This is a genomic window from Phytopseudomonas straminea (genome assembly GCF_900112645.1).
GTDB classification, from domain to species: domain Bacteria; phylum Pseudomonadota; class Gammaproteobacteria; order Pseudomonadales; family Pseudomonadaceae; genus Aquipseudomonas; species Aquipseudomonas straminea.
In genome coordinates this window covers 39329-62013 of the sequence record NZ_FOMO01000010.1, presented here as the reverse complement: position 1 = coordinate 62013, position 22685 = coordinate 39329, and the positions used below count along the sequence as shown (strand labels likewise).

22 protein-coding genes are annotated in these 22685 nt (G+C 64.5%); 11 read left to right on the top strand and 11 right to left on the bottom strand.

The features are described 5' to 3' along the window. Positions 1–11 precede the first annotated feature (11 nt). The 4 genes from BM279_RS19810 to BM279_RS19795 are packed head-to-tail and all read right to left on the bottom strand — an operon-like array spanning position 12 to position 3223. Positions 12–533 carry a nuclear transport factor 2 family protein gene (locus BM279_RS19810; protein WP_208604552.1) on the bottom strand — a complete coding sequence of 174 codons (522 nt, stop codon included), beginning with the start codon at positions 531–533 and terminating at the stop codon, positions 12–14. 5 nt (positions 534–538) lie between these two features. Continuing rightward, entirely contained in the window at positions 539–901 is a 363-nt protein-coding gene (locus BM279_RS19805; RefSeq protein WP_093506612.1) for an IacB protein, read from the bottom strand. 19 nt (positions 902–920) lie between these two features. Further along, on the bottom strand, positions 921–2087 hold the full coding sequence (iacA, locus tag BM279_RS19800; protein WP_093506610.1) for an indole-3-acetate monooxygenase: 1167 nt from the start codon (positions 2085–2087) through the stop codon (positions 921–923). A 14-nt stretch (positions 2088–2101) separates the two neighbouring features. Further along, the gene (locus BM279_RS19795; protein WP_093506608.1) at positions 2102–3223 is read right to left on the bottom strand and encodes an amidase; all 1122 of its coding nucleotides are present in this window, start codon (positions 3221–3223) and stop codon (positions 2102–2104) included. Between the two features lie 668 nt (positions 3224–3891). On the opposite strand from BM279_RS19795, the gene BM279_RS19790 reads away from it, so the two are divergent. The 11 genes from BM279_RS19790 to BM279_RS19745 all read left to right on the top strand — a co-directional run bounded on the left by BM279_RS19790 (position 3892) and on the right by BM279_RS19745 (position 15488). Further along, positions 3892–5040, top strand: coding sequence for an ABC transporter substrate-binding protein (locus tag BM279_RS19790; protein WP_093506606.1), 1149 nt, complete (start codon positions 3892–3894; stop codon positions 5038–5040). Between the two features lie 112 nt (positions 5041–5152). After that, positions 5153–6190, top strand: coding sequence for a branched-chain amino acid ABC transporter permease (locus BM279_RS19785; RefSeq protein ID WP_093506604.1), 1038 nt, complete (start codon positions 5153–5155; stop codon positions 6188–6190). After that, complete coding sequence (locus tag BM279_RS23615; RefSeq protein ID WP_244154195.1) at positions 6187–6468, top strand: ABC transporter permease subunit; 282 nt, start codon at positions 6187–6189, stop codon at positions 6466–6468. The genes BM279_RS19785 and BM279_RS23615 overlap by 4 nt, the downstream gene beginning before the upstream one ends. Further along, positions 6447–7979 (top strand): branched-chain amino acid ABC transporter ATP-binding protein/permease, encoded by a 1533-nt coding sequence (locus tag BM279_RS19780; protein WP_244154194.1) that lies wholly within the window; start codon positions 6447–6449, stop codon positions 7977–7979. The genes BM279_RS23615 and BM279_RS19780 overlap by 22 nt, the downstream gene beginning before the upstream one ends. A gap of 5 nt (positions 7980–7984) precedes the next feature. Then, positions 7985–8746 carry an ABC transporter ATP-binding protein gene (locus tag BM279_RS19775; RefSeq protein WP_093506602.1) on the top strand — a complete coding sequence of 254 codons (762 nt, stop codon included), beginning with the start codon at positions 7985–7987 and terminating at the stop codon, positions 8744–8746. 182 nt (positions 8747–8928) lie between these two features. Continuing rightward, positions 8929–9921: a ketopantoate reductase family protein gene (locus BM279_RS19770; RefSeq protein ID WP_093506600.1), complete on the top strand. Its 993-nt coding sequence runs from the start codon at positions 8929–8931 to the stop codon at positions 9919–9921. A gap of 16 nt (positions 9922–9937) precedes the next feature. Continuing rightward, entirely contained in the window at positions 9938–10705 is a 768-nt protein-coding gene (locus BM279_RS19765) for a class II aldolase/adducin family protein (protein WP_093506598.1), read from the top strand. A gap of 136 nt (positions 10706–10841) precedes the next feature. Further along, positions 10842–12536: a GMC family oxidoreductase gene (locus BM279_RS19760; protein ID WP_093506596.1), complete on the top strand. Its 1695-nt coding sequence runs from the start codon at positions 10842–10844 to the stop codon at positions 12534–12536. A gap of 78 nt (positions 12537–12614) precedes the next feature. After that, on the top strand, positions 12615–13508 hold the full coding sequence (locus tag BM279_RS19755; RefSeq protein WP_093506594.1) for a SphA family protein: 894 nt from the start codon (positions 12615–12617) through the stop codon (positions 13506–13508). A 385-nt stretch (positions 13509–13893) separates the two neighbouring features. Next, positions 13894–14793 (top strand): transcriptional regulator FeaR, encoded by a 900-nt coding sequence (gene feaR, locus BM279_RS19750; RefSeq protein ID WP_244154196.1) that lies wholly within the window; start codon positions 13894–13896, stop codon positions 14791–14793. Positions 14794–15011: 218 nt separating this feature from the next. Then, entirely contained in the window at positions 15012–15488 is a 477-nt protein-coding gene (locus tag BM279_RS19745; RefSeq protein ID WP_093506590.1) for a MarR family winged helix-turn-helix transcriptional regulator, read from the top strand. Positions 15489–15514: 26 nt separating this feature from the next. Here BM279_RS19745 and BM279_RS19740 read toward each other — a convergent pair whose 3' ends face one another. The 7 genes from BM279_RS19740 to BM279_RS19710 are packed head-to-tail and all read right to left on the bottom strand — an operon-like array spanning position 15515 to position 22676. After that, complete coding sequence (locus BM279_RS19740) at positions 15515–16084, bottom strand: TetR/AcrR family transcriptional regulator (RefSeq protein WP_093506588.1); 570 nt, start codon at positions 16082–16084, stop codon at positions 15515–15517. A gap of 17 nt (positions 16085–16101) precedes the next feature. Continuing rightward, entirely contained in the window at positions 16102–16902 is an 801-nt protein-coding gene (locus BM279_RS19735) for an HpcH/HpaI aldolase/citrate lyase family protein (protein ID WP_093506586.1), read from the bottom strand. A 54-nt stretch (positions 16903–16956) separates the two neighbouring features. Continuing rightward, complete coding sequence (locus tag BM279_RS19730; protein ID WP_244154193.1) at positions 16957–18156, bottom strand: MFS transporter; 1200 nt, start codon at positions 18154–18156, stop codon at positions 16957–16959. Next, positions 18149–18919, bottom strand: a complete 771-nt coding sequence (locus tag BM279_RS19725; RefSeq protein WP_093506581.1) for a GntR family transcriptional regulator — start codon at positions 18917–18919, stop codon at positions 18149–18151. The genes BM279_RS19730 and BM279_RS19725 overlap by 8 nt, the downstream gene beginning before the upstream one ends. A gap of 1 nt (position 18920) precedes the next feature. Continuing rightward, on the bottom strand, positions 18921–20105 hold the full coding sequence (locus tag BM279_RS19720; RefSeq protein ID WP_093506579.1) for a CaiB/BaiF CoA transferase family protein: 1185 nt from the start codon (positions 20103–20105) through the stop codon (positions 18921–18923). Beyond that, on the bottom strand, positions 20102–21253 hold the full coding sequence (locus BM279_RS19715; RefSeq protein WP_093506577.1) for an acyl-CoA dehydrogenase family protein: 1152 nt from the start codon (positions 21251–21253) through the stop codon (positions 20102–20104). Before BM279_RS19715 ends, BM279_RS19720 begins: the two co-directional genes overlap by 4 nt. A 31-nt stretch (positions 21254–21284) precedes the next feature. Next, positions 21285–22676 carry an MmgE/PrpD family protein gene (locus tag BM279_RS19710; protein ID WP_093506575.1) on the bottom strand — a complete coding sequence of 464 codons (1392 nt, stop codon included), beginning with the start codon at positions 22674–22676 and terminating at the stop codon, positions 21285–21287. Positions 22677–22685 lie beyond the last annotated feature (9 nt).

The following is a 22685-nucleotide window of genomic DNA, read 5'->3' as shown; positions in this document are numbered from 1 at the left end:
AAAGTCTCGGGTCATTCGGCCGCCTTGTTCGGCACCGGCAGCTGCGCCTCGCTGTTCCAGGCGCTGACAGGGCGACTGAACAGGTTCTCGGTCTGGAAATGCGCCATGCGCCACTGCCCCTCTTCCTCGGCGAAGCGGACGGTCAGGCGCGCCGCATTCAGGTGCGAAGCGCCACTGGCGAAGGTCGAGGTCTGCAACATCACCCAGCTGCCGGTCGCGCCCTCGCCCTGCACCTCGATCAGCTCGCTGGTCAGGAAGTGCACGTTGAGGGCGAAGTGCGTCGGAGTTTTCATGTAGGTGGCGAACATCGCGCGAATCGCTTCACGGCCGCGGTAGCCGCCGAAGCTCGCGGCGTACTTGGCGCCCTTGCCTTCCCACACGGCCTCACGCGTGAACAGGCCGGCCAGTTCGTCCAGCGGCGTGCTGGCATCCAGGGCGTCGCACAGCACCATGTAGCGGTTCATGCAGGCGCGCACGGCATGCTCGGTTTCGAAGCGAGCGAGGCGGGCGTGAAGTTCGGCGATGGTCGACATGGCATTCACGCGCGCTGGATGATCAGTTCGCGGCCGGTACGGGCCTCGATCTTCACGTAGCGCCACAGCTTGTAAGGGCCGCTGCCCACGGCGGTGGTGCGCAACAGGTTGCAGGCGGCGTGCACGGTTTCCAGGTCCGGCACGTCGGCCAGCAGGTAGGTGGTCCAGGGGTAGCCGCTGCTCGGGCCGACCATGCTCTGGTCGTCGTCCATGTTGCCGAACACGGTCACGCCCGGCAGGTCGTGGATGCCGTTCCACATGGCGCTGAATGCGGCCCAGACTTCCAGCTGCTCGTCACGGGCGGCGTCGAAGAAGTTCTGGTTGATGCCCATGCAGAACAGCACGCGCAGTGGTTTTTTCTCGCTCATGATTTGGCTCCGGGAAAGGTCAGAGGTAGCCCGGCAAGGGTTGCTTGCCGAAGAAGATGGCGCCGGCGTTCTGGTAGGTGACGTCGCCCATGAAGGCATGCTGGGTCACCACCTGGGCGTCGTTGACGAAACGCGCCAGCGGGCTGCTGTTGTAGACGCCGGTCATGCCCGAGAGCATCTGCGCGGTGCGTGCCACTTCAGCGGCAACGCGTACGGCGTGAGTCGAGGACAGGCGCAGCAGGTTGATCTTTTCCGCCGGCAGCGGCTCGCCGGCGAGCACCAGCTGCCAGACATCGTCGATGGCTTCGTAGAAGAAGCAGCGGGCGGCGCGCAGGGCGGCCTCGGCCTTGGCGATCTCGACCTGGGCCAGCGGACGGTCGGCTACTGCCGGTGCGCCGGTCACCGAGATGCGCCCGGCGGCCATGTCACGCAGCTCGTCCAGCGCGGCGCGAGCCACGCCCAGGCCGACCACGGACAAAACCTGGGTGGCGAACGACAGCGACGGGTAGCGGAAGAACGGCTCGTCGAGGTTGGCCGGGCCGCCGCGCACGAAGGTCCAGGCCTCGGGCACCACCACGTCCTCGACCACCAGGTCGTGGCTGCCGGTACCCAGCAGGCCGACGGTGTCCCAGGTCTGGTCGATGCGCACCTTGCTCTGCGGCATCACCGCGAAGCGCGGCAGGTCGAGCTTGTCGCCGTTCTTCGGGGCGATACCGACCAGCGAGGCGCCCATGCAGCCGCTGGAATACTTCCAGCGGCCGTTGACCTTGAAGCCGCCTTCCACCGGGTCAGCCGGCTGTGGCGGGAAGATACCGCCGGCGAACACCACGTCCGGGCCATCGGCATACACCTGCTCGATGGTTTCCAGCGGCAGCGAGGCCAGGTAGACCGGGCTCATGCCGAAGCTGGCGACCCAGCCGGCGGAGCCGTCGGCCTTGGCGATCTCCTCGATCATGGCGCAGAACTCGCCAGGCGAACGTTCGTCGCCACCGAAGCGACGCGGCACCAGGGCGCGGTACACGCCAACGGCCTTGAACGACTCGATCACGTCCGGTGCGATATGGCCCAGGCGGTCGAACTCGCCGGCACGGCCACGCTGCTTGATATCGGCCAGCAGGTCCTTGAAGGCCTGGCTGTCGGTAATGGGAGCGGCGGGCGGCTTGCCGGCCAGATTGAGCGAATTCATGACAGGCTCCGGGATCACAGGAGGTTGGAATCGAGACGCCGCAGCAGCTCGCCAGCGACTGCCAGCAGCAGTTCGTCGGCGCCCTTGGCGGCGATCAGTTGCAGCCCCACCGGCAGCCCGGCCTGCCCTTCGAAGGGAATGCTCAGGGCCGGGTGGCCAGACAGGTTGAAGGGACGTACGAAAGCGGTCATGCCGAGCACCGCGCGGGTGTCGGCGGCCTCTTCGAGGCGCAGCGGGTAATCGGGCATGGTCGGCAGCGCCAGCACGGTGAAGCGCTCCAGCGCAGCGTCCACTTCGGCGGTGAAGCGCTCGCGCACCTGTTCGGCAGTCGCCAGGGCGGCGTCGCTGGTCTGCCCGGCTGCTTCCAGACGGCCGGCGATATCGGCGCCGACCAGGCCGGTGGCGAGCAAATGCCCGCAGGCGTTCCAGGTTTCCCGGTTGATCACCACCATGCCGGCGTCATAGGCGCCCTGCAGGCCGGGCAGCTCGACGCGGCCCAGGGGCAGGTCGCTGGCGTCGAGCAGCGCATCGAGGGTGTCCTGAATGTCGCTGGCAGCTTGTACGGAAATTACGCCGATAGTGATGTCGCCCAGCTCGGGCGCCGGCCCGAATGTCGGGTCGATCACAGCCATGGCTTGGCTCAGCGTCGACAGATTGCGGGCGAACGGCCCGATGCAGTCGAGGCTGGTCTGGGCGGGCATGGTGCCGCGGCGGTCGATACGGCCGAAGGTCGGCTTGAAACCGAACACGCCACAGCAGCAGGCGGGAATGCGTACCGAACCACCGGTGTCGGTGCCCAGGGAGAAATCACACAGGCCAGCAGCTAAGGCGGCGGCCGAACCACTGGATGAGCCCCCGGGAATGCGCCCGGGGTAGCGCGGGTTTTCCGCGGTGCCGGCGTAGGCATTGATGCCGGTGGTGCCGTAGGCCAGTTCATGCAACACGGTCTTGCCGAGGATCTGGCAGTCGCCAGCCAGCAGGCGCTCGACCACCGCCGCATGCTGCTCGGCCGGCGCGGCATCGTGCAGGGCACGGCTGGAGGCGCGGGTCGGGTAGCCGGCGATATCGATGGTGTCCTTGACCATTACCGTCAGTCCGGCGCCGCCCAGCTTCATGTGCTCGATGACCATCTGCATGTCACTCACCTACTTGAACGTTGCGTCGGGCAGCCAGCGCTGCCGATTCGCGTAAATCTAAAATCGTCAGAATTACGTGAATTGTCAATTGAATATTCAAAATTAATTGATGAGTAATTTGGTGCACTTTTCCACTAAAAAGCACCAAGTGCGTGCATTTTGGTAACGCTTCGAAAACCAACATTTTTCTGAAAAATATGAAAAATACCCTTTAAAAACAGAAATTTATTTTATAAAACGAGCAAGATCAGCAACACCAACGGTGTTACCTGCCTATTTTTTGATCAAAAATAAAAATCATAAAATCGGCACTGATAGAAAAAATTTGCGCCCCTAAAAACACAGAATAAATCTCATTTTTTCAATGTAAAAAAGACCCGAAAAATGGATGCTCAAGCCCCCGGCTTTGCTGCGTTCGGTTAGGTTTTCCGGCTACGCCAAATCCTCCTTCTGCAGGCCGCCCTGGCTGTAGGCCAAACGCCCCCGCGCCAACCCCACCCGAAAATTTCTGGCATGCAACCTGCAATTTCGCCCTCAGCTGCACCGCCGGCTGTTCACTGGTTGCGCTATGCCGGTGAGACCACCGAGCCCATTACGAGAAGGCGATACCCCTACCCCCGCGGTACGGCTGTTGAGCCCGTTATTAGCCCTGCACCCCGGAGTACGACATGCTGTTCAAGAAAGCTGTGTCCACCCTGCTACTGGGCGCGCTCTGCGCGTCGATGACGGCTCAGGCCGACGTGAAGATCGGCGTTATCAGCTCCTCGACCGGGCCCATCGCGCTGGTCGGGATTCCACAGAAGAACAGCATCGCGCTGATGCCGAGCGAAGCCGGCGGCGAAGCCATCCGCTACGTCGCGCTCGATGACGGCAGCGACCCGACCGCCACGGTAAAGGCCTTCAAGAAGCTGCTCGACGAGGAGAAGGTCGACGCCATCATCGGCCCGAGCGGCTCGCCCAACGCCATGGGCGTCATCCAGTTCGCCGCCGAGTCGGGCACGCCGCTGCTCGCCCCGGTGGGCACCGCCGCCGTGGTGCTGCCGATGAACGAGCAGAAGAAGTGGGTGTTCAAGACCACCCAGAACGATGAGCTGATCGCCGAGGCGCTGACCGAACACATGGTCAAGAATGGCGTGAAGACGCTGGGGATGATCGGCACCGCCGACCCCTACGGCGAAAACTGGGGCAAGGTGATGAGCGCCCTGGCCGCCAAGAACGGCATCAAGATCGTCGCCAACGAGCGCTTCCAGCGCCAGGACACCTCGGTGACCGGGCAGAGCCTGAAAGTGCTTTCCCAGCGCCCGGACGCCGTGCTGATCGCCGCACCCGGCGGCTCGGCGGTGATGCCGCAAACCACCTTGGTCGATCAGGGTTACAAGGGCCAGGTCTACCAGACTCACGGCGCGGCGCTGCCGGCCTTCCTGCAGCTCGGCGGGCGCAAAGTCGAGGGCACCATCCTCGCTGCCAGCCTGATGCTGGTGATCGACGAAGTGCCGGACGATCACCCGTCCAAGGCCGTGGCCCGCAAGTACATCGACGACTACACCAAGCTCAACGGCAGCGCGCCGGCGACCTTCGGCGCCAACGTCTATGACGCTGGCCTGCTGCTGGAAAACGCCATTCCCAGCGCGTTGAAGAAAGGCCAGCCGGGCACCCCGGAGTTTCGCGCCGCCCTGCGCGATGCACTGGAAAGCACCCACGAACTGGCCGGTACCCAGGGCGTGTACAACATGAGCGCGGAGGATCACAGCGGCTTCGACGTGCGCGGCCGTGAGCTGATCACCGTGAAAGGCGGCAAGTGGGTACTGCTCAAGTAACCCCGACCGGTGCCCGGCACCGGTAACACGCTCGCCGTCAGATGCGCCCCGGCCTGCGGGTCGGGGCTCATCGCGCGCGCGCCCAGCCCTGCATGCGAAGGATGTTGCCCCCATGAATTTTCAGATAGCCCTGCTGCTCGGCCAGGATGGCGTGACCAATGGCGCGATCTACGCGCTGCTGGCGCTCTCCATTCTTCTGGTGTTCACCGTGACCCGGATTCTGCTGATCCCCCAGGGTGAATACGTGACCTACGGCGCGCTGACCATGGCCGCCCTGCAGGCCGGCCAGCCGACCGCGCTGGTGTGGCTGCTGCTCGGTCTGACCCTGATCGACTGCAGCCTCGACCTGATCGGTGCGCTGCGCAGCAGCCACGCCTTCCGCCTGCCGCGCTGGGTGCCGGTGAAGCTCCTGTACGCCGTGGCCATGGTGCTGCTGGTGCGCAATCTGCCACTGGCCGAGCTGCCGATGGCCCTGCAGGCGCTGCTGACCCTGGCCCTGGTGGTGCCGCTGGGCCCACAGATCTACCGCTTGTTCTTCCAGCCAGTGGCCGGCGCCCATCCGCTGGTGCTGCTGATCGTCTCCATCGCCGTGCACGTGGCCATGGTCGGCGTCGGCCTGCTGCTGTTCGGCCCGGAGGGCGCGCGGACTCAGCCGTTCTCCGAAGCCGGCCTGGAGCTTGGCCCGGTGACCCTCAACAGCCAGACGCTGTGGGTGATCGCCGTGTCCCTGGCGCTGATCATCGGCCTGTTCCTGTTCTTCGAGCGCAGCATTTACGGCAAGGCGCTGCGGGCCACTGCGGTGAACCGCATGGGCGCACGGCTGATGGGCATCTCGCCGACGTTGGCGGGCAAGGCGACTTTCGCCATGGCGACCTTCATCGGCGCGCTGTCGGGGATTCTCATCGCGCCGATCACCACCCTGTATTTCGACTCCGGCTTCGTGATCAGCCTCAAGGGCTTCGTTGGCGCCATCATCGGCGGGCTGGTCAGCTACCCGGTGGCCGCCCTCGGCGCCCTGGCGGTCGGCCTGATCGAAGCCTTCTCGATGTTCTGGGCCAGTACCTATAAAGAGATGATCGTGTTCACCCTGATCATTCCGTTCCTGCTCTGGCGCTCGCTCACCAGCCGTCACGTGGAGGAAGAAGAATGAACCTGCGCGCCCTGCTGTTCGCCTTCGTCCTGCTGCTCGGCATCGCGCCTCTGGCGCTGCCGACCTTCCAGATCACCCTGCTCAATTACATCGGCCTGTACACCCTGGTTGTGCTCGGCCTGGTGCTGCTCACCGGCGTCGGCGGCATGACCAGCTTCGGCCAGGCGGCGTTCGTCGGCCTCGGTGCCTACACCAGCGCCTACCTGACCGCCACCGAGCAACTACCCGCCTGGCTGGCCTGGGCCGGTGGCTCGCCGTGGCTGGCGGCATCACCCTGACCGCCACGGTGGCGCTGCTGCTCGGCGCCCTGACCCTGAAGCTCTCCGGTCATTACCTGCCGCTGGGCACCATCGCCTGGGGCATCTCCCTCTATTACCTGTTCGGCACCCTGGACGGCCTTGGCGGCCACACCGGCATGAGCGGCCTGCCGCCCATCTCACTGTTCGGCCTGGTGCTGGATAAGGGCTGGAAGATGTTCTACCTGATCTGGGTGATCCTGCTGCTGGCCATGCTGCTGGTGCAGAACCTGCTCAACTCCCGTGAAGGCCGGGCGATCCGCGCGCTCAAGGGCGGCCAGGTGATGGCCGAGTCGATGGGCGTGAATACCTTCCGCGCCAAGATGGTGATCTTCGTCATCTCGGCGCTGCTGGCCGCCCTTTCCGGCTGGCTGTACGCCCACAACCAGCGCTTCGTGAACCCCACGCCGTTCGGCCTGCACATGGGCATCGAGTACCTGTTCATGGCGCTGATCGGCGGCGTGGGCAGCGTGTGGGGCGCCATGCTCGGCGCCGGCATCCTGACCCTGCTCAAGCAGTGGCTGCAGGACTGGTTGCCGATGCTTTTGGGCAGCCAGGGCAACTACGAAACCATCGTCTTCGGCCTGCTGATCGTGCTGCTCATGCAGCGCGCGCCGGGTGGCCTGTGGCCGTTGCTGGTACGCCTGACTCCAGCCCGCTGGCGCCAGGGCGGCGGTGCCCCCAAGGCCGATGAACAGCCGCCAGAGTTGCCGCGGCGGCAGTTACCAGCGAGCGGCGAGCTGATTCTCGAAGCCCGCGAGGTAACCAAGCGTTTCGGCGGCCTGGTGGCCAACGACCGCATGAACCTGAGCATCCACGCTGGCGAAATCCTCGCCCTGATCGGCCCCAACGGCGCCGGCAAGAGCACGCTGTTCAACCAGATCTCCGGAGTGGACTACCCCACCGAAGGCGACGTGCTGTTCCTCGGCCAGCGCATCAACGGCATCGCCTCGCGGCGCATCGCCCGCCTCGGCATGAGCCGCACCTTCCAGCACGTGAAACTGCTGCCAACCATGAGCGTGCTGGAGAACGTCGCCATCGGCGCCCACCTGCGCGGCGACAAGGGCATCGTGCCGGCACTGCTGCACAGCGAGCGCGGCGAGGAAGCCGAACTGCTGCGTGAAGCGCGCCGTCAGCTGGAGCGCGTCGGCCTCGGCGACTACCTCTACGAAGAAGCCGGCAGCCTGGCGCTGGGCCAGCAACGCATCCTGGAAATCGCCCGCGCGCTGTGCGCCGACCCGTGCCTGCTGCTGCTCGACGAGCCCGCCGCCGGCTTGCGCCACAAGGAGAAACAGGCGCTCGCCGACCTGCTGCGCAAGCTGCGCGGCGAAGGCATGGCGATCCTCCTGGTAGAGCACGACATGGACTTCGTGATGGGCCTGGTCGATCGCGTGGTGGTGATGGAATTCGGCCAGAAGATCGCCGAAGGCCTGCCGGACGAAGTGCAGAAAAACCCGGCGGTACTGGAAGCCTACCTGGGCGGAGCGGAGTGAAGACGATGAGCAACCAACCCGGTAACACCCTGCTCGAGGTGAAGGACCTGTGCGTGGCCTACGGCAAGGTCGAGGCGCTGAGCAATGCCAGCCTGAGCGTCGGCGAAGGCCAGATCGTCACGGTGATCGGCCCCAACGGCGCCGGCAAGACCACCCTGCTGTCGGCGATCATGGGCGTGCTCGGCTCCCGCGGACAGGTGAACTTCGATGGCACGCTGGAGGCCGTTCCGGAAGTCGAGGTGCTGGTCGGCCGTGGCCTGGGCCTGGTGCCGGAAAAGCGCGAGCTGTTCAACAGCATGAGCGTGGAGGACAACCTGCAGCTCGGCGCCTTCCAGCGCGTACGCCAGGGCGACCGTGACTGGCGCAAGACCTTGAGCGAGGTCTATGGCCTGTTCCCGCGCCTGCACGAGCGCCGCGGACAACTGGCCGCCACCCTGTCCGGTGGCGAACGGCAAATGCTCGCCGTGGGCCGTGCGCTGATGGCCAAACCCAAGCTGCTGATGCTCGACGAACCGAGCCTGGGCCTGGCGCCGCTGATCACCCGGGAGATCTTCCGGATCATCGCCGACCTGCGTCGCCAGGGCGTGTCGATCCTCCTGGTGGAGCAGAACGCCCGCGCCGCCCTGCGCGTGGCCGACTACGCCTACGTGCTGGAAACCGGACAGATCGCCATGCAGGGCCCGGCCGCCGAACTGGCCGACGACCCGAGGGTGATCGAGGCCTACCTGGGGCTGGCGAGCAAGCATCAGGAAATGCTCGCCGGCTAGGCTCTGTACGAAAAGTACCTGCGCTCGGTGATGCTTCGTTAAAAATCGGTTCGGACTGCTCATTTACAGCTCGTAAACTCCGCGTCCTCACCGATTTTTGCCTCGCCTGACCTTCGCTCGGAGACTTTTCGTACAGACCCTCGGCGCCACTCACTTCAACACACTGGCCAAAGGGAATCGCCATGTCATCACCCACCAACCGCCGCGTATGTATCGTCGGCGCCGGCGCCATCGGCTGCACCCTGGCTGCACGGCTCGGTGCCAGCGGCCAGCCAGTCAATGTGCTGGCCCGCGGGCAAACCCTGGCGGCGCTGCGTGACAACGGCGTGCGCCTGACTGACCTCGACGGCAGCCACCACAGCCCTGTGAACACCAGCCACAGCACCGCCGAACTGGGCGAGCAGGACCTGATCTTCATCTGCACCAAAGCGCCAGCGCTGGCCGGCCTGCTGCCCACGCTCGGGCCACTGATCGGCCCTGAAACCGTGGTGGTGCCGGTGGTCAACGGCGTGCCCTGGTGGTACTTCCATGGCCTGCCCGGGCGTTTCGCCGGGCGCCAGGTGCAGGCCGTCGATCCGGACGGCGCGCTCAGTGCGGCACTCGATCTGCAGCGGATCCTTGGCTGTGTGGTGTTCATCACCGCCGAGAGCGAGGCGCCCGGCGTGGCTCGTTCGGACAACCCGCACCTGATGATTCTCGGCGAGCCGGATGGGCGCCTCAGCGAGCGCCTGCACTGGGTTCGCGCCCTGGTCGAGCAGGCCGGTATCGAAGCCCGCGCCAGCGAGCATATCCGTGATCCGCTGTGGACCAAGATCATCGCCAACCTCAGTTCCAACCCACTGTCGGTGATCACCGGCGCGACCCTGGAGCAGCTGTATGGCCGCGCCGACCTGCGCGGCGTGGTCGCCAAGATCATCCAGGAAACCCTGCTGATCGCCGCCGCCTACGGCGCGCGCATCGCCTTCGACCCAGAGACCTTCATGAAGCTGGGCGCCGACATGGGCGCGGTGCGCACCTCGATGCTCCAGGACTACGGGCACGGTCGCCCACTGGAGCTGGCCGCCATTGGCGATGCGGTAATCGAGCTCGCCGGCTACCAGGGGCTCGGCATGCCGGTCACCCAGGACATTCTCACACTGGCGCGCTTTCGCGGCGAACAGCCAACCGCTCACTGACTCAGGAGGCCACTCCATGAACACCACTCACACTACCGGCAAGCCCGCCCACTGCAACGAAGAAGAATGGGCGCTGCGCGTCAAGCTCGCCCACTGCTACCACCTGGTGGATTACTTCGGCTGGACCGAGACCATCTTCAACCACATTTCCGCGCGCCTGCCCGGCCCGGCGCACCACTACCTGGTCAATCCATTCGGCCTCAACTACAGCGAAATCACCCCGTCCAACCTGCTCAAGGTCGACCTGCACGGTAACAAGCTGGAGCCCTCGGACTACCATGGCAACCCGGCCGGCTTCGCCCTGCACAGCGCCGTGCACGGCGCCCGCGATGACATCCAATGCGTAATCCACACCCACACCACGCCGATCTCCGCCGTGGTGCAGAAAAAGCGCGGCTTTACCCATGATGACTTCTACGGCGCCCAGCTCTACGGCCGCATCGGCTACCACACCTTCGAAGGCATCACCCTGTTCGATGACGAGAAGACGCGGATGATCGACAGCCTCGGCGACAAGCACATTCTGGTGCTGCGCAACCACGGCATCGCAGTGGGCGAGAGCAGCATCGAGAAGACCTTCTTCCTGCTCTGGACCGTGCAGCGCGCCGCCGAGAACCAGTGCGCCGCCGGCGCCCTGGGTGGCGAGGACCACCCGCTGGAAGAAGGCGTCGCCGAGAAATGCGCAGATCTCACCGCCATGCTGATCCGCGACAGCGGCTTCGCCGACACCTTCTTCGCCGCCATGGTGCGCAAGCTGCGCGCCGAGCGCGCGCTACCCTGGTGAACCCTTACACCCGCGGCGGGTTTCGGTTGGCAAGCAGGTGCAAAAAACTGACTGCGAGGAACAATTTTTACTTGGCCGTAGCAGTTTGAATGATCTGCATAACCCGCTGAGCGGGCCAGCAGAGAGAGATTCGCCCATGAAGGAATATGACTACATCGTGATCGGTGCAGGCTCGGCAGGCTGCGTAGTGGCCGCCCGGCTGATCCAGGAAAGCGCCGGCAGCGTGTTGCTGCTGGAGGCAGGCGGCAAGGACAGCAGCCCCTTCCACACCATGCCGGCCACCGTGGTGCAGGTGTTCCAGCAAAAATCCTGGCCGTACATGACGGTGCCGCAAAAGCACTGCAACAACCGCGAGATGATCATCGCCCAGGGCAAGGTGCTCGGCGGCGGCAGCTCGGTGAACGGGATGATCTACATCCGCGGTCAGCAGCAGGATTACGACGACTGGGTGAGCGACTGGAATTGCCCGGGCTGGGGCTACCGCGACGTACTGCCCTACTTCAAGCGGGCCGAGGCCAACGAGAGCCTGGGCAGCGAATACCACGGCCAGGATGGCCCGCTGCCGGTCAGCGAGAACCGCTATCGCCACCCGATGACGATGGCATTCGTGCGTGCCGGCCAGGAAATGGGCCTGCCTTACGTCAACGACTTCAACGGCGCGTCTCAGGAAGGCGTCGGCTTCTACCAGACCACCACCCGCAACGGCGCCCGCGCCAGCACCGCGCGCACCTACCTGAAGTCGGTGCGCGACAGCGGCAGGCTGCGCGTGGTGACCGACGCCCTGGTGCACAAGGTGGTGATCGAACGCGGCCGCGCCACCGGTGTGATCTTCAGCGAGAAAGGCGGCGCACCCACTACCGTCAATGCCCGTGAGGAAGTGATCCTCAGCGCCGGTGCCTTCGGCAGCCCGAAGATTCTCATGCTCTCCGGTGTCGGCCCCAAGGAGCATCTCGCCGAGCACGGTATCGAGACGCTCGTCGACCTGCCGGTTGGCAAGAACTTCCACGATCACCTGCACCTGTCGCTCAACGCCGCCACCCACGAGCCCAACAGCATCCTCGGCGAAGACAAGGGTTTGCGCGGCATCAAGCACATGGCGCAGTGGCTGGCGTTTCGCAGTGGCCTGCTGACCAGCAACATTCTCGAAGGCGGCGGCTTCATCGACACTCAGGGTGTTGGCCGCCCGGACATCCAGTTCATGTTTCTGCCGGTGATGGACAACTTCGACAACACACCGGGCGAAGTCGCCCCGGCCGCCGAGCACGGCTTTACCGTCAAGGTCGGCCACCTGCGCCCGAAGGCCCGTGGCGAGGTGCGCCTGCGCAGCACCGACCCCGCCGATTTGCCCTTGATCGACCCCAATTACCTGGGCGACACGGAGGATCTGCAAGGCCAGATTCGTGCCGTGCAGGCAGGCCTCAGGCTCATGCAGCAGCCGGCGCTGCGCAACCTGATCAAGAAGATCACCGCACCCGAAAACATCGACTGGCGCGACACCGCCGGTATCGAAGCCTTCGTGCGCAAGTCCATCAAGACCGTCTACCACCCAGGCGGCACCTGCCGTTTGGGCATCGAGCCAAGCGACTCGGTGGTCGACCTGCAGATGCGCGTGCACGGCGTGCCCAACCTGCGGGTGGTCGACCTCTCGGTGTGCCCACAGATCGCCAGCGGCAACACCAATGCGCCGGCCATTATGCTGGGTGAGCGCGGCGCCGACTTCATTCTCGGCAAGGCGCCCCTGGCACTCGATGCGCCAGCTGCGCAGACGCTCGATCTCACTCAGCTGCTCGGCGCCCACAGCGCTTCGCTAGTCGAACCCAGCCGCTCCTGACTGCCCCCATCAGCTTTGGTGCCAACCGTGCGCCAAGGCTGACGCTCGCCTGAACATCAGCTCGAGGAACTCCTTTTCATGCGCATTCTCTCCAAACAGCACCTGATCGTTCCCGGCCTCTTTAGCCTGCTCGCCCTCGGCCAAAACGCCCTGGCCACCGAAGGTGGAGGTGGCGCCTACGCCAATGGCAGCGAGGGCTTCATGACCGGCGCACTGCCGCCGCCCGGCACCTATCTGGTCAGCTACAACACTTATTACAGCGCCGATAAATTCGCCAATGACAACCCGGCATTCGACGACTTCAAGGTCAGCACCGCCGCCACCATCCTTCGCGCGATCCACGTCACCGACAAACAGATCCTCGGTGGCAACTGGGCGATGCATGCGTTTCTGGTCGCCGCCGACGTGGACGTCAACCTGGGTGCTGGTGGCCGGCAAAGCCGCGCCGGCATGGGCGACTTCATCTTCGACCCGCTCGCCATCGGCTGGCACAGCGGCAACTGGCACTGGATCGTCGGCATGGACATCTACCTGCCCACCGGCCGTTACGACAAGAACGAACTGGCCAATATCGGCCGCAACTACGTCACCCTCGAACCGCTGTTCGCCTTCACCTACCGCAACGCGGCCGGCTACGAGTTCTCGATGAAAACCATGTTCGACCACAACTACGAGAACCGTGACACCGACTACCGCTCCGGCAATGAGCTGCATGCCGATTTCGTCGTCGCCAAGCATTTTGGCAACTGGGGCGTGGGCCTGGGTGGCTATGCCTACAAACAGATCAGCGGTGACAGCGGCGAGGGCGCGGTATTCGGCGACTTCAAGGGCCGCGCCATCGGCCTGGGCCCGCAGCTGACCTACACCGCGGCGAACGGCGTGAATATCCAGAGCCACTATCAACACGAGTTCGATGTGCAGAACCGCCCCGAAGGTGACAAGTTCTGGTTGAACATCGCCATTCCACTCTGAGGATCTGGCTCCAGGCGCCGGCAGCGGACAAATAGCTGTCCGGCGAGGCTGGAGGTTTGCTGGGGACTGAGGCACTGCACGCACGCTTCTCATTCATCCAGCAACCTCGAAGCGAATCTAGCGGGAGAACCGCTGAATAGACTGGCCGGGACAATCTCCGGCCTTGCCTAGCTGATTGCACCCGGCACGAAAGGCGCCTCGCTCAACGCCTCCACTCACCATGCGCGCGTACTCTGCCGCGCACTCCAGCCGCAACCACGGTGGCATCAGTCACGATTTCTGGCCCGAGAAATGCTTGAATATTCTCGTGATTAGTAATGTGTGCAGTTTCTGCACAATTACGCACTATAACGATTAGAAGAAGCCCTCGAGGTGCACCTTGAACGTGCAGAAAACCCACGATTTCGATTACTGGAACCAGGCCGTCAGCGCCGTGTGTGGCCGTTTCGTTACCCAGCGTGCGCACAGCGAATTCATCGGCGATATCAGCCATCGCGACCTGGGCGGCCTGAGCGTTGCCGACATCCACGTCAACGCCCGGTCGATCTGCCGCGAACACGCCAATCAGGATCGCGGCGAAGATCAGTTCTACTTTCTGGTGATGCAGCGCGAGGGCGTCATGGCGATCAACCATGACCAGCAGCAGTTCGTGTTGCAGCCCGGCGATATCGCCCTGCTGGACTCGGCAAAAACCTTCGAAATGTGCCCCCAGGGCCTGGTGCATCAGCTGTCTGTACACCTGTGCCGACGCACCCTGGACCGCGTACTGCCGGCCCGCGCCAAACGCTTTGGCAAGGTGCAGCACGGCAACCTCAGTGGTCGCGTGCTGGCCAGCATGCTGACGCAGATCGCTGCGCCTCAGGACGAATACAAGCACGATGCCCAAGATGGCGCCGCCGTGCAGAATGCGCTGATCAGCCTGCTGCAGCCCTGCCTACAGGACCAGACCGATACCCCGCGCGGCCGCCCGTTGCGGCGCATGGCCGAGCAGTTGATTCAGGAGTCGCTGCCCCACGCGCCCTCGCCCACCGAGCTGGCCGCGCGCCTGAACATCTCGGTACGTCAGTTGTACCGGCAGTTCGAAATCGACGGCGACAGCATCTGCCGCTATGTGCAGCGCCAGCGCCTGGAATACAGCGCCCGCGACCTGCTCGACGACAGCCTGCGCATCACCACCATCGCCTACAAATGGGGCTTTACCGACTCGGCGCATTTCTCCCGGGCATTCAAGCGCCAGTACGGCGTCTCGCCGCGCGACTACCGGGTGCAGACCCAGCAAAGCTGAGCCGCTGCGTTGCTACAGCGGCTGGTAGAGCACAGTTTCTGGCAGGCAATGACAAGCCTGAATCATTCGTCCGGCCGCACACTGCAGCCGCCCGGCACAAAAAGCGCGGAAGGTTGCAAGGCTGCAAAAATGCGTCACCCTGACGCGCAGCCCGGCGGGTGCCGGATTTAGTAGAAATGTCTATGATTGCCCGTCGACTTTCATAAAGCAGCCCATTCATGTCCAGCGCCAAGAAACGCCGCAGCCGTTACAACCCCGCCAGCGAAGATTTCCACAAGGAAGAATTTCCCTTCTACTGGCTGGCGCGCGTGTACGGCCGCTACTCCCTGGCCATGGAAAAACTGCTCAAGCGCATCGACCTCGACATTCCGCGCTGGCGCGTGCTCAACATCCTGTTCGAAAACGACAATTCGAGCATTTCGGAAATTTCCGAACACGCCGTGGCCAAGCTGTCGACTATCACCAAGATCGTCTACCGCATGAAGGACGACGGTCTGGTGGAAACCAGCCAGAGCGCTCAGGACGGCCGCGTTACCCAGGTCGCCCTCACGGAAGCCGGGCGCAAGGCCTTCTTCGCCATGCACGAGCTCACCGACGAGCTGTTCCACAAGAGCTTTGAAGGCCTGACCGAAGCGCAATTGCGCAAGCTCAATCAGGTGCTGGCGAGCATCTTCGCCAACCTGCCGGAGCACTGAACAGCGTCGCCGCTCACAAGTGCCCACTAGCGGCGTAGTCGATCGACTAGCAGGCGCTCCAGATCCTCGATCCAGTCATCCAGGTTCATACCGTCGCTATCGGGCGGGCCATCCAGCAGGCACAGCGTCTGACGGGCCACCGCGGCCACGCGGCGACTCTCGCCGCGCCCCGCCAGACGCGCCTTCAGCAGCCGTTCGAGCAGCGCTGCGTAGTCGACTTTAAGCGCCTGCAACTCGTGCTGGGCCTCGCCGTTGAGGTGGCGGCTCTCGAGGGATGCGAGCACATACCAATCCGAGTTTTCGAACTTGAAGGTCAGATGATGGCGAAGGAAAGCCGCCAGCGCCTTACCCGGCTCGACGCGCCGCAAGCGAAGCTGCGCGCTGTCGATCAGCTGCTCGTAACCCTCTTCGATCAGTTCTTCCAGCAGCGCTTCCTTGCTGTGGATATGGCTGTACAGCGACCCCGCCTGCAGCCCCACCGCCTGCGCGAGTTCGCGCAGGCTGACCGCATGAAAGCCCCTGGCGGCGAACAGCTGGCGGGCCATATCGAGCAGGTGCTGGCGGGCCTGGGTATTGGCTGAAAGCGAAGCAGGCATGGTCGAGTCTCCAGCGCTCAGGCGAGATTTTCCAGAATACGCTCGGCGCGCAGGATCACCGGCAGGTCGATCAACTTGCCGTTCAGGCTGATGGCGCCGACGCCACTGTGGTTTGCCACCGTGTCCAGCACCTGGCGCGCCCACTGCACCTCATGCTCGGCAGGCCGGAAGCCTTCATTGATCGGCGCAACCTGTTTGGGATGCACGCAGAGCTTGCCGGCAAAACCTTGCAGGCGGGCGCGCTGCACGTCACGGGCGAGCAAGTCGAGATTCGCCAGATCCAGTGTCACGCCATCTACCGGCGCACCGATGCGTGCCAAAGCCGAGGCAATCACCAGGCGCGAGCGGGCGAACAGCAGTTCTTCGCCGTCGCCGAGAATGCCGGTGTCGACCTGGAAATCCACAGAGCCAAAGGCCAGGCACTGCACCTTGGGCGCGGCGGCGATTTGCTCGGCGTTCCACACGCCACGGGCGCTCTCGACGATCGGCAGAATCCGCAACGGCTCGGGCAGGCGTTCGGCTAGCGCGGCGAGCTGGTCAGCGCTTTCCGCCTTGGGCAGCGATACACCGAGCAAACCAGGCATCTCCAGCAGCGCACAGTCATCAAGGTGCCACTCGGTATCACTGCCATTGACGCGCACCCAGGCGCGGCCGCCGGCCTGTAGCCAGCTGCCAATGGCCTCGCGCGCCTCGGCCTTGCGGTCGGGCGTGACGGCATCCTCAAGGTCGAGAATCACCACGTCGGCGCCAGCGGCGCAGGCTTTGTCAAAGCGTTCCGGACGGTCGCCGGGGACGAACAGGTACGAGCGGGCTGCCATGGCAGGTCTCCACGTAATTGAGTTGATGGGCGGATGAGTGGTGAAGGGGAAGCGTCAGCCTGTGTCGCAGCGCGGCGCAGGGGCGCCGGCGAAGCGCCAGAGCAGCAGGGCGATCGCCAGCATCAGCCCGCCGAATAGCAGGTAGCCGCTGGCCAGGGAATGGCTGAAGTGAGTCACCCCGGCGAACAGTGGCGGGCCAGCGACCACACCGAAATAGGTGAAAAACAAGGTGCCGCCAGTGTATTGCCCGGCCGTCCCGGTAGGCGCCAGGCGCGCCACTTCGGCCAGATACACGCCGTTCCAGCCAATGGCGGTGGCGCCGAACAGCATGCTCACCGCGGCCACCAGAGACAGCGGCCAACTCTGGGTGAAGGCAGCGGTCAGCAACGAGGAAATCGCCATCAGCAGGGCCAGCAACGGCAGCAGCCGGCGCGGCTCCAGCCAATGGTCGGCCACCCAGCCCCACAGCAGCCGGCCAACCACACCGGCGCCTTGAGTGAGGGCTAGAATCACCCCGGCGGTGACCAGCGCCAGTCCGTAATCTTCGGTCAGGTAGCTGACCAGATAAGTGGTCAGGCATAGCTGCATGGCCCCGAACAGCAACGAGCACAGCGCCAGATTGCGCATGCGCGGCATGGCGAAGATCAGCCGCAGCGGCTTGAACGGATCACGCCGCGGCGCCGGGCTCTGGCTACGGTCATCGTCGAGCGCCTCGCGCACGCACTGGGCGACCAGCGCCATCATCGCGCAGGCCAGTGCCACCGCCAGCAGTGCGCCGTGCCAGCCAGCCAAGCCCACCAGGCTGGGCACCAGCATGCCGGCGAGCACCCCACCAATCGGCACGCCGGTCTGCTTCAGGGAAAACATGAAACCCATCAGGTGGCGCGGTGTGGTGCGCGCCAGGATGTGCGAACTGGCCGGCGTCACCGGGCCGTAACCGGCACCAAGCGCCAGTGCGCTGATCACCAGGCACCACAGTTGGCCACCGGCGGCGATGGCCAGACCAGCACCGCACAGCAGCAAGCAGACCTGGCTGACGCGAATGGCACCGAAGCGCAGAATCCAGCTGCCGCTGAGCAGGCTGGAGATCATCGCGCCCAGGTAGATCAGCGCCACGAACAAACCAACCAGGGCGAGGCTACCACCCAGATCCGGCAGCGCCACAGGCGCCAATACCGGCACGGTGAACGAAGCCATGGACACCAGGGCCTGAATCGCCAGGGTGACCGCCAACGCCGCGTAACTGTTATTCACCGGAGCTGCCCTGCCAGATCAGCCGCTGGGTGATGGAGTAGCTGAAGCGTTCACCCGGGTGCACGTTGACCGCCACCTCGAGTAATTCATCGTTGCCGCCGTAGTACTTGCGCACGATATGCAGGCCCGGCGAGCCGGGCTCAACGTGCAGAGCACGCGCTGACTCGGGTTCCAGGCTCACCGCACTGATGGTCTGGCGTACCTCCGCCATCTGCAATCCAAAACGCCGCTGCAGGAGTTCGTAGATCGGCGTCTTGCCATCCCCGAATCCCTCCAGCGCTGCGCCGTAGGCACGCGGCACGTATACCAGGGTACGCGCCAGTGGCGCGCTATCACCCTCACGATGACGCACGCCAATCGCCCGCACCCAGACCTGCCCAGGTTTGCACTCGAGCAACTCGGCCAGCTCCTCGTCGGCGCTGATCTCCTCGGTACCGCTGAGCTCCATGCGCACATCACGCACGTATTGATGCAGGTCGGAAATCCCTTCGCTCGCCTGTATGTAGCGTGACGCCGGCTGGGTCGCCTTGACCCGGGTGCCGACGCCCTGCTGCTTGCTGATCAGGCCAAGCTCATTGAGCCGACGAATTGCCTCGCGCACCGTATGCCGGCTGACATTGAACTGCTTGCACAGCTCATGTTCGGTGGGCAACAGGCTGTTCAGGGGATAACGGCCCGCCTTGATCGCCTCCATCAGCGCTTGCGCCAGGATCAGATAGCGGGGTTGTCCACCGGACAACAGCGAGGGCAATTCCTGGTTCATCTCAGCTCACTCCTGCAGGCTTCGAGTAGTTGGCATCCTTGCCGCGCAAAGCGCCCAGGATCGCCTGGTTGTGCGCACCGAGCCGCGGGGCCGGTCGGTTGGGCAAGGTCTCGCCCGCGCAGCGAATCGGACAGGCGAGCGTCCTGATCGTACCGCGCACCGGGTGCTCCACGCTGAAAATCAAACCCTGCTCATGGGCGAAGGGGTTATCCAGGGCCTGACCGACGTCATTGACCGGTGCTGCCGGTACCTGGCCGCCAAAGTGCGCGAGCCAGTAGGCGGTCGGCTGCTGCATCAGCACCGCATCGAGATCGGCGGTCAGCTGGTCGCGGTTGGCCAGGCGTGCCTTGAAGCTACCGTACTGGTCGCTGCTGGCCCACTCGGGCTTGCCGATCAGATTGGCCAACACCGCCCAGAACTTCTCCTTGTTGCACATGATGAACATCCAGCCATCCTGGGTTTTGTACAGCTGGCTGGGGGTAAGCGACGGGTGCGCCGAACGCGGGGTGCGCTCGGTCTTCACGTCTTCGTTGAGGTACCAGGTGCCCAGGTAGTTGAGGTTGTGCATGGCCACGTCGTAAAGGCTCACGTCGACATCGCGGCCAATGCCCGTGGCACGCGCGCCGACTAATGCCGAGACCAGCGCCAGGGCCGCGGTGGTGCCGGTCATCATGTCGATGATCGACAGGCCGAAGCGCGCCGGCGGCCCACCCGGCTCGCCCGTCAGCGAGCAATAACCGGCCTCGGCCTGCATAAGGTAGTCATAACCCGGCCAGGCCTTGCGTGCACCTTCGCGGCCATAGGCGGACAGGTGACAGCAAACCAGTTTCGGATTGTGCTGGGCGAGCTGCGCGTAGGTCAGACCGAGCTTTTCAGGCAGGTCGCCGCGCAGGTTGTCGTAGAGCGCGTCGGCGCTTTTGAGCAACTCGATCAGCTGAACCTTTTCCTCGGGGTTCTTGAGGTTGAGGGTGACGCTCTTCTTGTTGCGGTTGAAGGATTGATAGAAGTGGCTGTCGCCTTCCTCGAAGTAATAGGGGCCGACATGCCGGCCGATTTCACCGCCATCGGCGGGATTCTCGATCTTGATCACCTCGGCGCCGAGATCGGCCAGGTGCTGGGTACCGAACGGGCCGGCACCGTACTGCTCGACGGCGACGATGCGCACGCCTTCCAGGGGCAGGCTCATACCGGGTTCCTCTCGATCAGTTGCTTGGCAATGATGATGCGCTGCATCTCGTTGGTACCCTCACCAATGGTCAGCAGCGGCGCGTCGCGGTACAGCCGCTCGACGTTGTATTCCTTCGAGTAGCCGTAGCCACCATGGATACGCATGGACTCCAGAGCGTTTTCTACCGCGGCCTCGGTGGCCAGGTACTTGGCCATGCCGGCCTCCATGTCGCAACGCTCACCCCTGTCGTAGGCCTTGGCGGCTGACTCGGTGAGCAGCCGCGCCGCTTCAACGCGCGTAGCCATTTCACCGAGCTTGAGCTGGATCGCCTGGTGCTCGCAGATCGGTTTGCCAAAGGTCTTGCGCACCTGTGAATAACTCACTGCCTCGTTCAGCGCCGCGCGGGCCACGCCGACGCCACGGGCCGCGACATTGATACGCCCCAGCTCCAGGCCGGACAGCACCTGCTTGAGGCCAACGCCCTCGACGCCGCCGATCAGGCAGTCGACCGGCACCTTGAAGTTCTCGAACACCAGCTCGCAGGTGTCGATGCCCTTGTAGCCGAGCTTCTCCAGCTTGCGCGCCACCTTGAACCCCGGCCCTTTCTCGGCGATCAGCCAGCTCATGCCCTTGTGGCGCGGCTCGGCGGTCGGGTCGGTCTTCACCAGCAGGGCCACCACGCCGCCGTGCAGGCTGTTGGTGATCCAGGTCTTGGCGCCATTGACCACGTAGTGGTCGCCTTCGCGCCGTGCGGTGGTGCGGATCGCCTGCAGGTCGGTGCCGGCATCCGGTTCGGTGAAGCCTACCGCGCCACGCAACTCACCACTGGCCATGCGCGGCAGGAAACGATCCTTCTGCGCAGGAGTGCCGTGGCGCTGGATCGCCGAAGCCATGATCAGGTGCGAATTGATGATCCCGGACAGCGACATCCAGGTGCAGGAAATGCGCTCGACGATCTTCGCGTAGGTGGCTGTGGATAACCCGAGGCCGCCGTACTCCGGGTCGATGATGCAGCCGAACAGGCCCATGGCCTTCATCTTCTCGACCATCTCCTCGGGGTAGATGTCGTTTTTCTCCAGCTCATGCACGAACGGCTTGGCTTCGGTTTCCAGGAAGCGATCCAGGGCGTCGAGGATCATGCTTTCCTGCTCGTCATATTCGCTCATCGATGTATCTCCCGATTGTTCTTGTTGGGGGTCAGGCCGCGGCCGCCAGGACGCGCGACAGGGCGCGAGCGCTGCCTCCGTCGAGGTCGAGCACGGCGTCGAGGATGGTCTGGGCGCGCTGCGGCGCCACGGCGGTATGTGCGTTGTCGAGGAACTTGGCGACGATGTCCGCGCTGCTCAGCGGACGATCCGCAGCACCGCGGTTGATCGCCTCGCGGTGCCGCAGCTCGCGCCCGTCCCTGAGGGTCACCAGTACCTCACCGGAGTAATGGCGCGGAAAGCCCGACTGTGGGTCGATGTGGTAGTCGATCCGGTCCATCAGCGCCAACGCTGCCGGGTCGGTGAATGCCTCGGGCTCCAGGTCCGGTAAACCGAAGCGCCCGCGTAGCAGGCCGCTGGCGATGGCGTAATGCACACTGAATTGCGCCTCGTAGCTGTTCGCCGGCTTGCGCTTGGCCGCCTGCGGCTCGCAGACGATGCCGATGGTTTCCTTTGGCACCAGAGCGGTGATGCGCACGATGTCTTCAGCGCGCACACCCTGGCCATGCAGGATCACCGCCGAGTCGGCCACCGCATGGGTGAAGTGGCACGCCGGCACCGGCTTGACCGCCACCTCGCCGACCTCCCAGACCTCGCCGAGGTCGGCTGTGGCCAGGGTGTAATCGCATTCGGCCTCGCGCTCACCCAGGTGGCTCTTGAACAAGCCGAAGCGCCCCTCGTACACCGCCTGCGGGCCGGTGAAACCGTGACGTGCAAGAGTTGCGGCGGTCAGTCCGGCCACCCCGGCCCAGCCAGGGTGCATGCGCTTGGTCCAGGCGCCGTCCTCGAGAAACTCCAGGCTGCCGGAGGCAGTGCTGAGCACGATGCCCTGGGCCATCGCCAACTGGGCGGCTGTCTGCTGCTGCAGCTTGCCGGCGATCAGCGCACAGCCGAATGAACCGATCAGCCCGGTGGGATGAAAACCGACCTGGTGAAATCCGCCCTTGGCTACTGCCGCCACACGAGTCGCCACTTCCATGCCGAGAACGTAGGCCGTCAATAGATCCCGGCCGCTGCTCTGGTACTGCGCCGCGATACCCAGGGCGGCCGGAAAGCAACTGGCCGTGGCGTGAATGACGCCGCGACCGTGGGTATCGTCGAAGTCCAAACCGTGGACGAGCGTGGCATTGAGCAGCATGGCGTCACGCAACGACAGCTTGGCACCCAGGCCGATCACGTCGCTGTCGCCCTCGCCCAGCTCACGGGCGGCAGACAAGGTACGCTGGGCAAACTCGTAGCCGGTCGAGGCCAGGGCGATGCCCACCGCATCGAGGATCAGGTGCTTGGCTCGCTCGCGGGCGGCCTCGGGAATCGCCTCGTAGTGCAGCCCTGCGGCGAACCGTGCAAGGGTGGCGGCGATGTTGTTTTCGGCAGAGGCAGTCATTGCGGTTGT

Bases quoted from the DNA above. Each gene is read 5' to 3' on its own strand.
- BM279_RS19810 (WP_208604552.1), bottom strand. From the start codon at position 533: ATGTCGACCATCGCCGAACTTCACGCCCGCCTCGCTCGCTTCGAAACC.
- BM279_RS19805 (WP_093506612.1), bottom strand. From the start codon at position 901: ATGAGCGAGAAAAAACCACTGCGCGTGCTGTTCTGCATGGGCATCAAC.
- iacA (WP_093506610.1), bottom strand. From the start codon at position 2,087: ATGAATTCGCTCAATCTGGCCGGCAAGCCGCCCGCCGCTCCCATTACC.
- BM279_RS19795 (WP_093506608.1), bottom strand. From the start codon at position 3,223: ATGCAGATGGTCATCGAGCACATGAAGCTGGGCGGCGCCGGACTGACG.
- BM279_RS19790 (WP_093506606.1), top strand. From the start codon at position 3,892: ATGCTGTTCAAGAAAGCTGTGTCCACCCTGCTACTGGGCGCGCTCTGC.
- BM279_RS19785 (WP_093506604.1), top strand. From the start codon at position 5,153: ATGAATTTTCAGATAGCCCTGCTGCTCGGCCAGGATGGCGTGACCAAT.
- BM279_RS23615 (WP_244154195.1), top strand. From the start codon at position 6,187: ATGAACCTGCGCGCCCTGCTGTTCGCCTTCGTCCTGCTGCTCGGCATC.
- BM279_RS19775 (WP_093506602.1), top strand. From the start codon at position 7,985: ATGAGCAACCAACCCGGTAACACCCTGCTCGAGGTGAAGGACCTGTGC.
- BM279_RS19770 (WP_093506600.1), top strand. From the start codon at position 8,929: ATGTCATCACCCACCAACCGCCGCGTATGTATCGTCGGCGCCGGCGCC.
- BM279_RS19765 (WP_093506598.1), top strand. From the start codon at position 9,938: ATGAACACCACTCACACTACCGGCAAGCCCGCCCACTGCAACGAAGAA.
- BM279_RS19760 (WP_093506596.1), top strand. From the start codon at position 10,842: ATGAAGGAATATGACTACATCGTGATCGGTGCAGGCTCGGCAGGCTGC.
- BM279_RS19755 (WP_093506594.1), top strand. From the start codon at position 12,615: ATGCGCATTCTCTCCAAACAGCACCTGATCGTTCCCGGCCTCTTTAGC.
- BM279_RS19745 (WP_093506590.1), top strand. From the start codon at position 15,012: ATGTCCAGCGCCAAGAAACGCCGCAGCCGTTACAACCCCGCCAGCGAA.
- BM279_RS19740 (WP_093506588.1), bottom strand. From the start codon at position 16,084: ATGCCTGCTTCGCTTTCAGCCAATACCCAGGCCCGCCAGCACCTGCTC.
- BM279_RS19735 (WP_093506586.1), bottom strand. From the start codon at position 16,902: ATGGCAGCCCGCTCGTACCTGTTCGTCCCCGGCGACCGTCCGGAACGC.
- BM279_RS19725 (WP_093506581.1), bottom strand. From the start codon at position 18,919: ATGAACCAGGAATTGCCCTCGCTGTTGTCCGGTGGACAACCCCGCTAT.
- BM279_RS19720 (WP_093506579.1), bottom strand. From the start codon at position 20,105: ATGAGCCTGCCCCTGGAAGGCGTGCGCATCGTCGCCGTCGAGCAGTAC.
- BM279_RS19715 (WP_093506577.1), bottom strand. From the start codon at position 21,253: ATGAGCGAATATGACGAGCAGGAAAGCATGATCCTCGACGCCCTGGAT.
- BM279_RS19710 (WP_093506575.1), bottom strand. From the start codon at position 22,676: ATGACTGCCTCTGCCGAAAACAACATCGCCGCCACCCTTGCACGGTTC.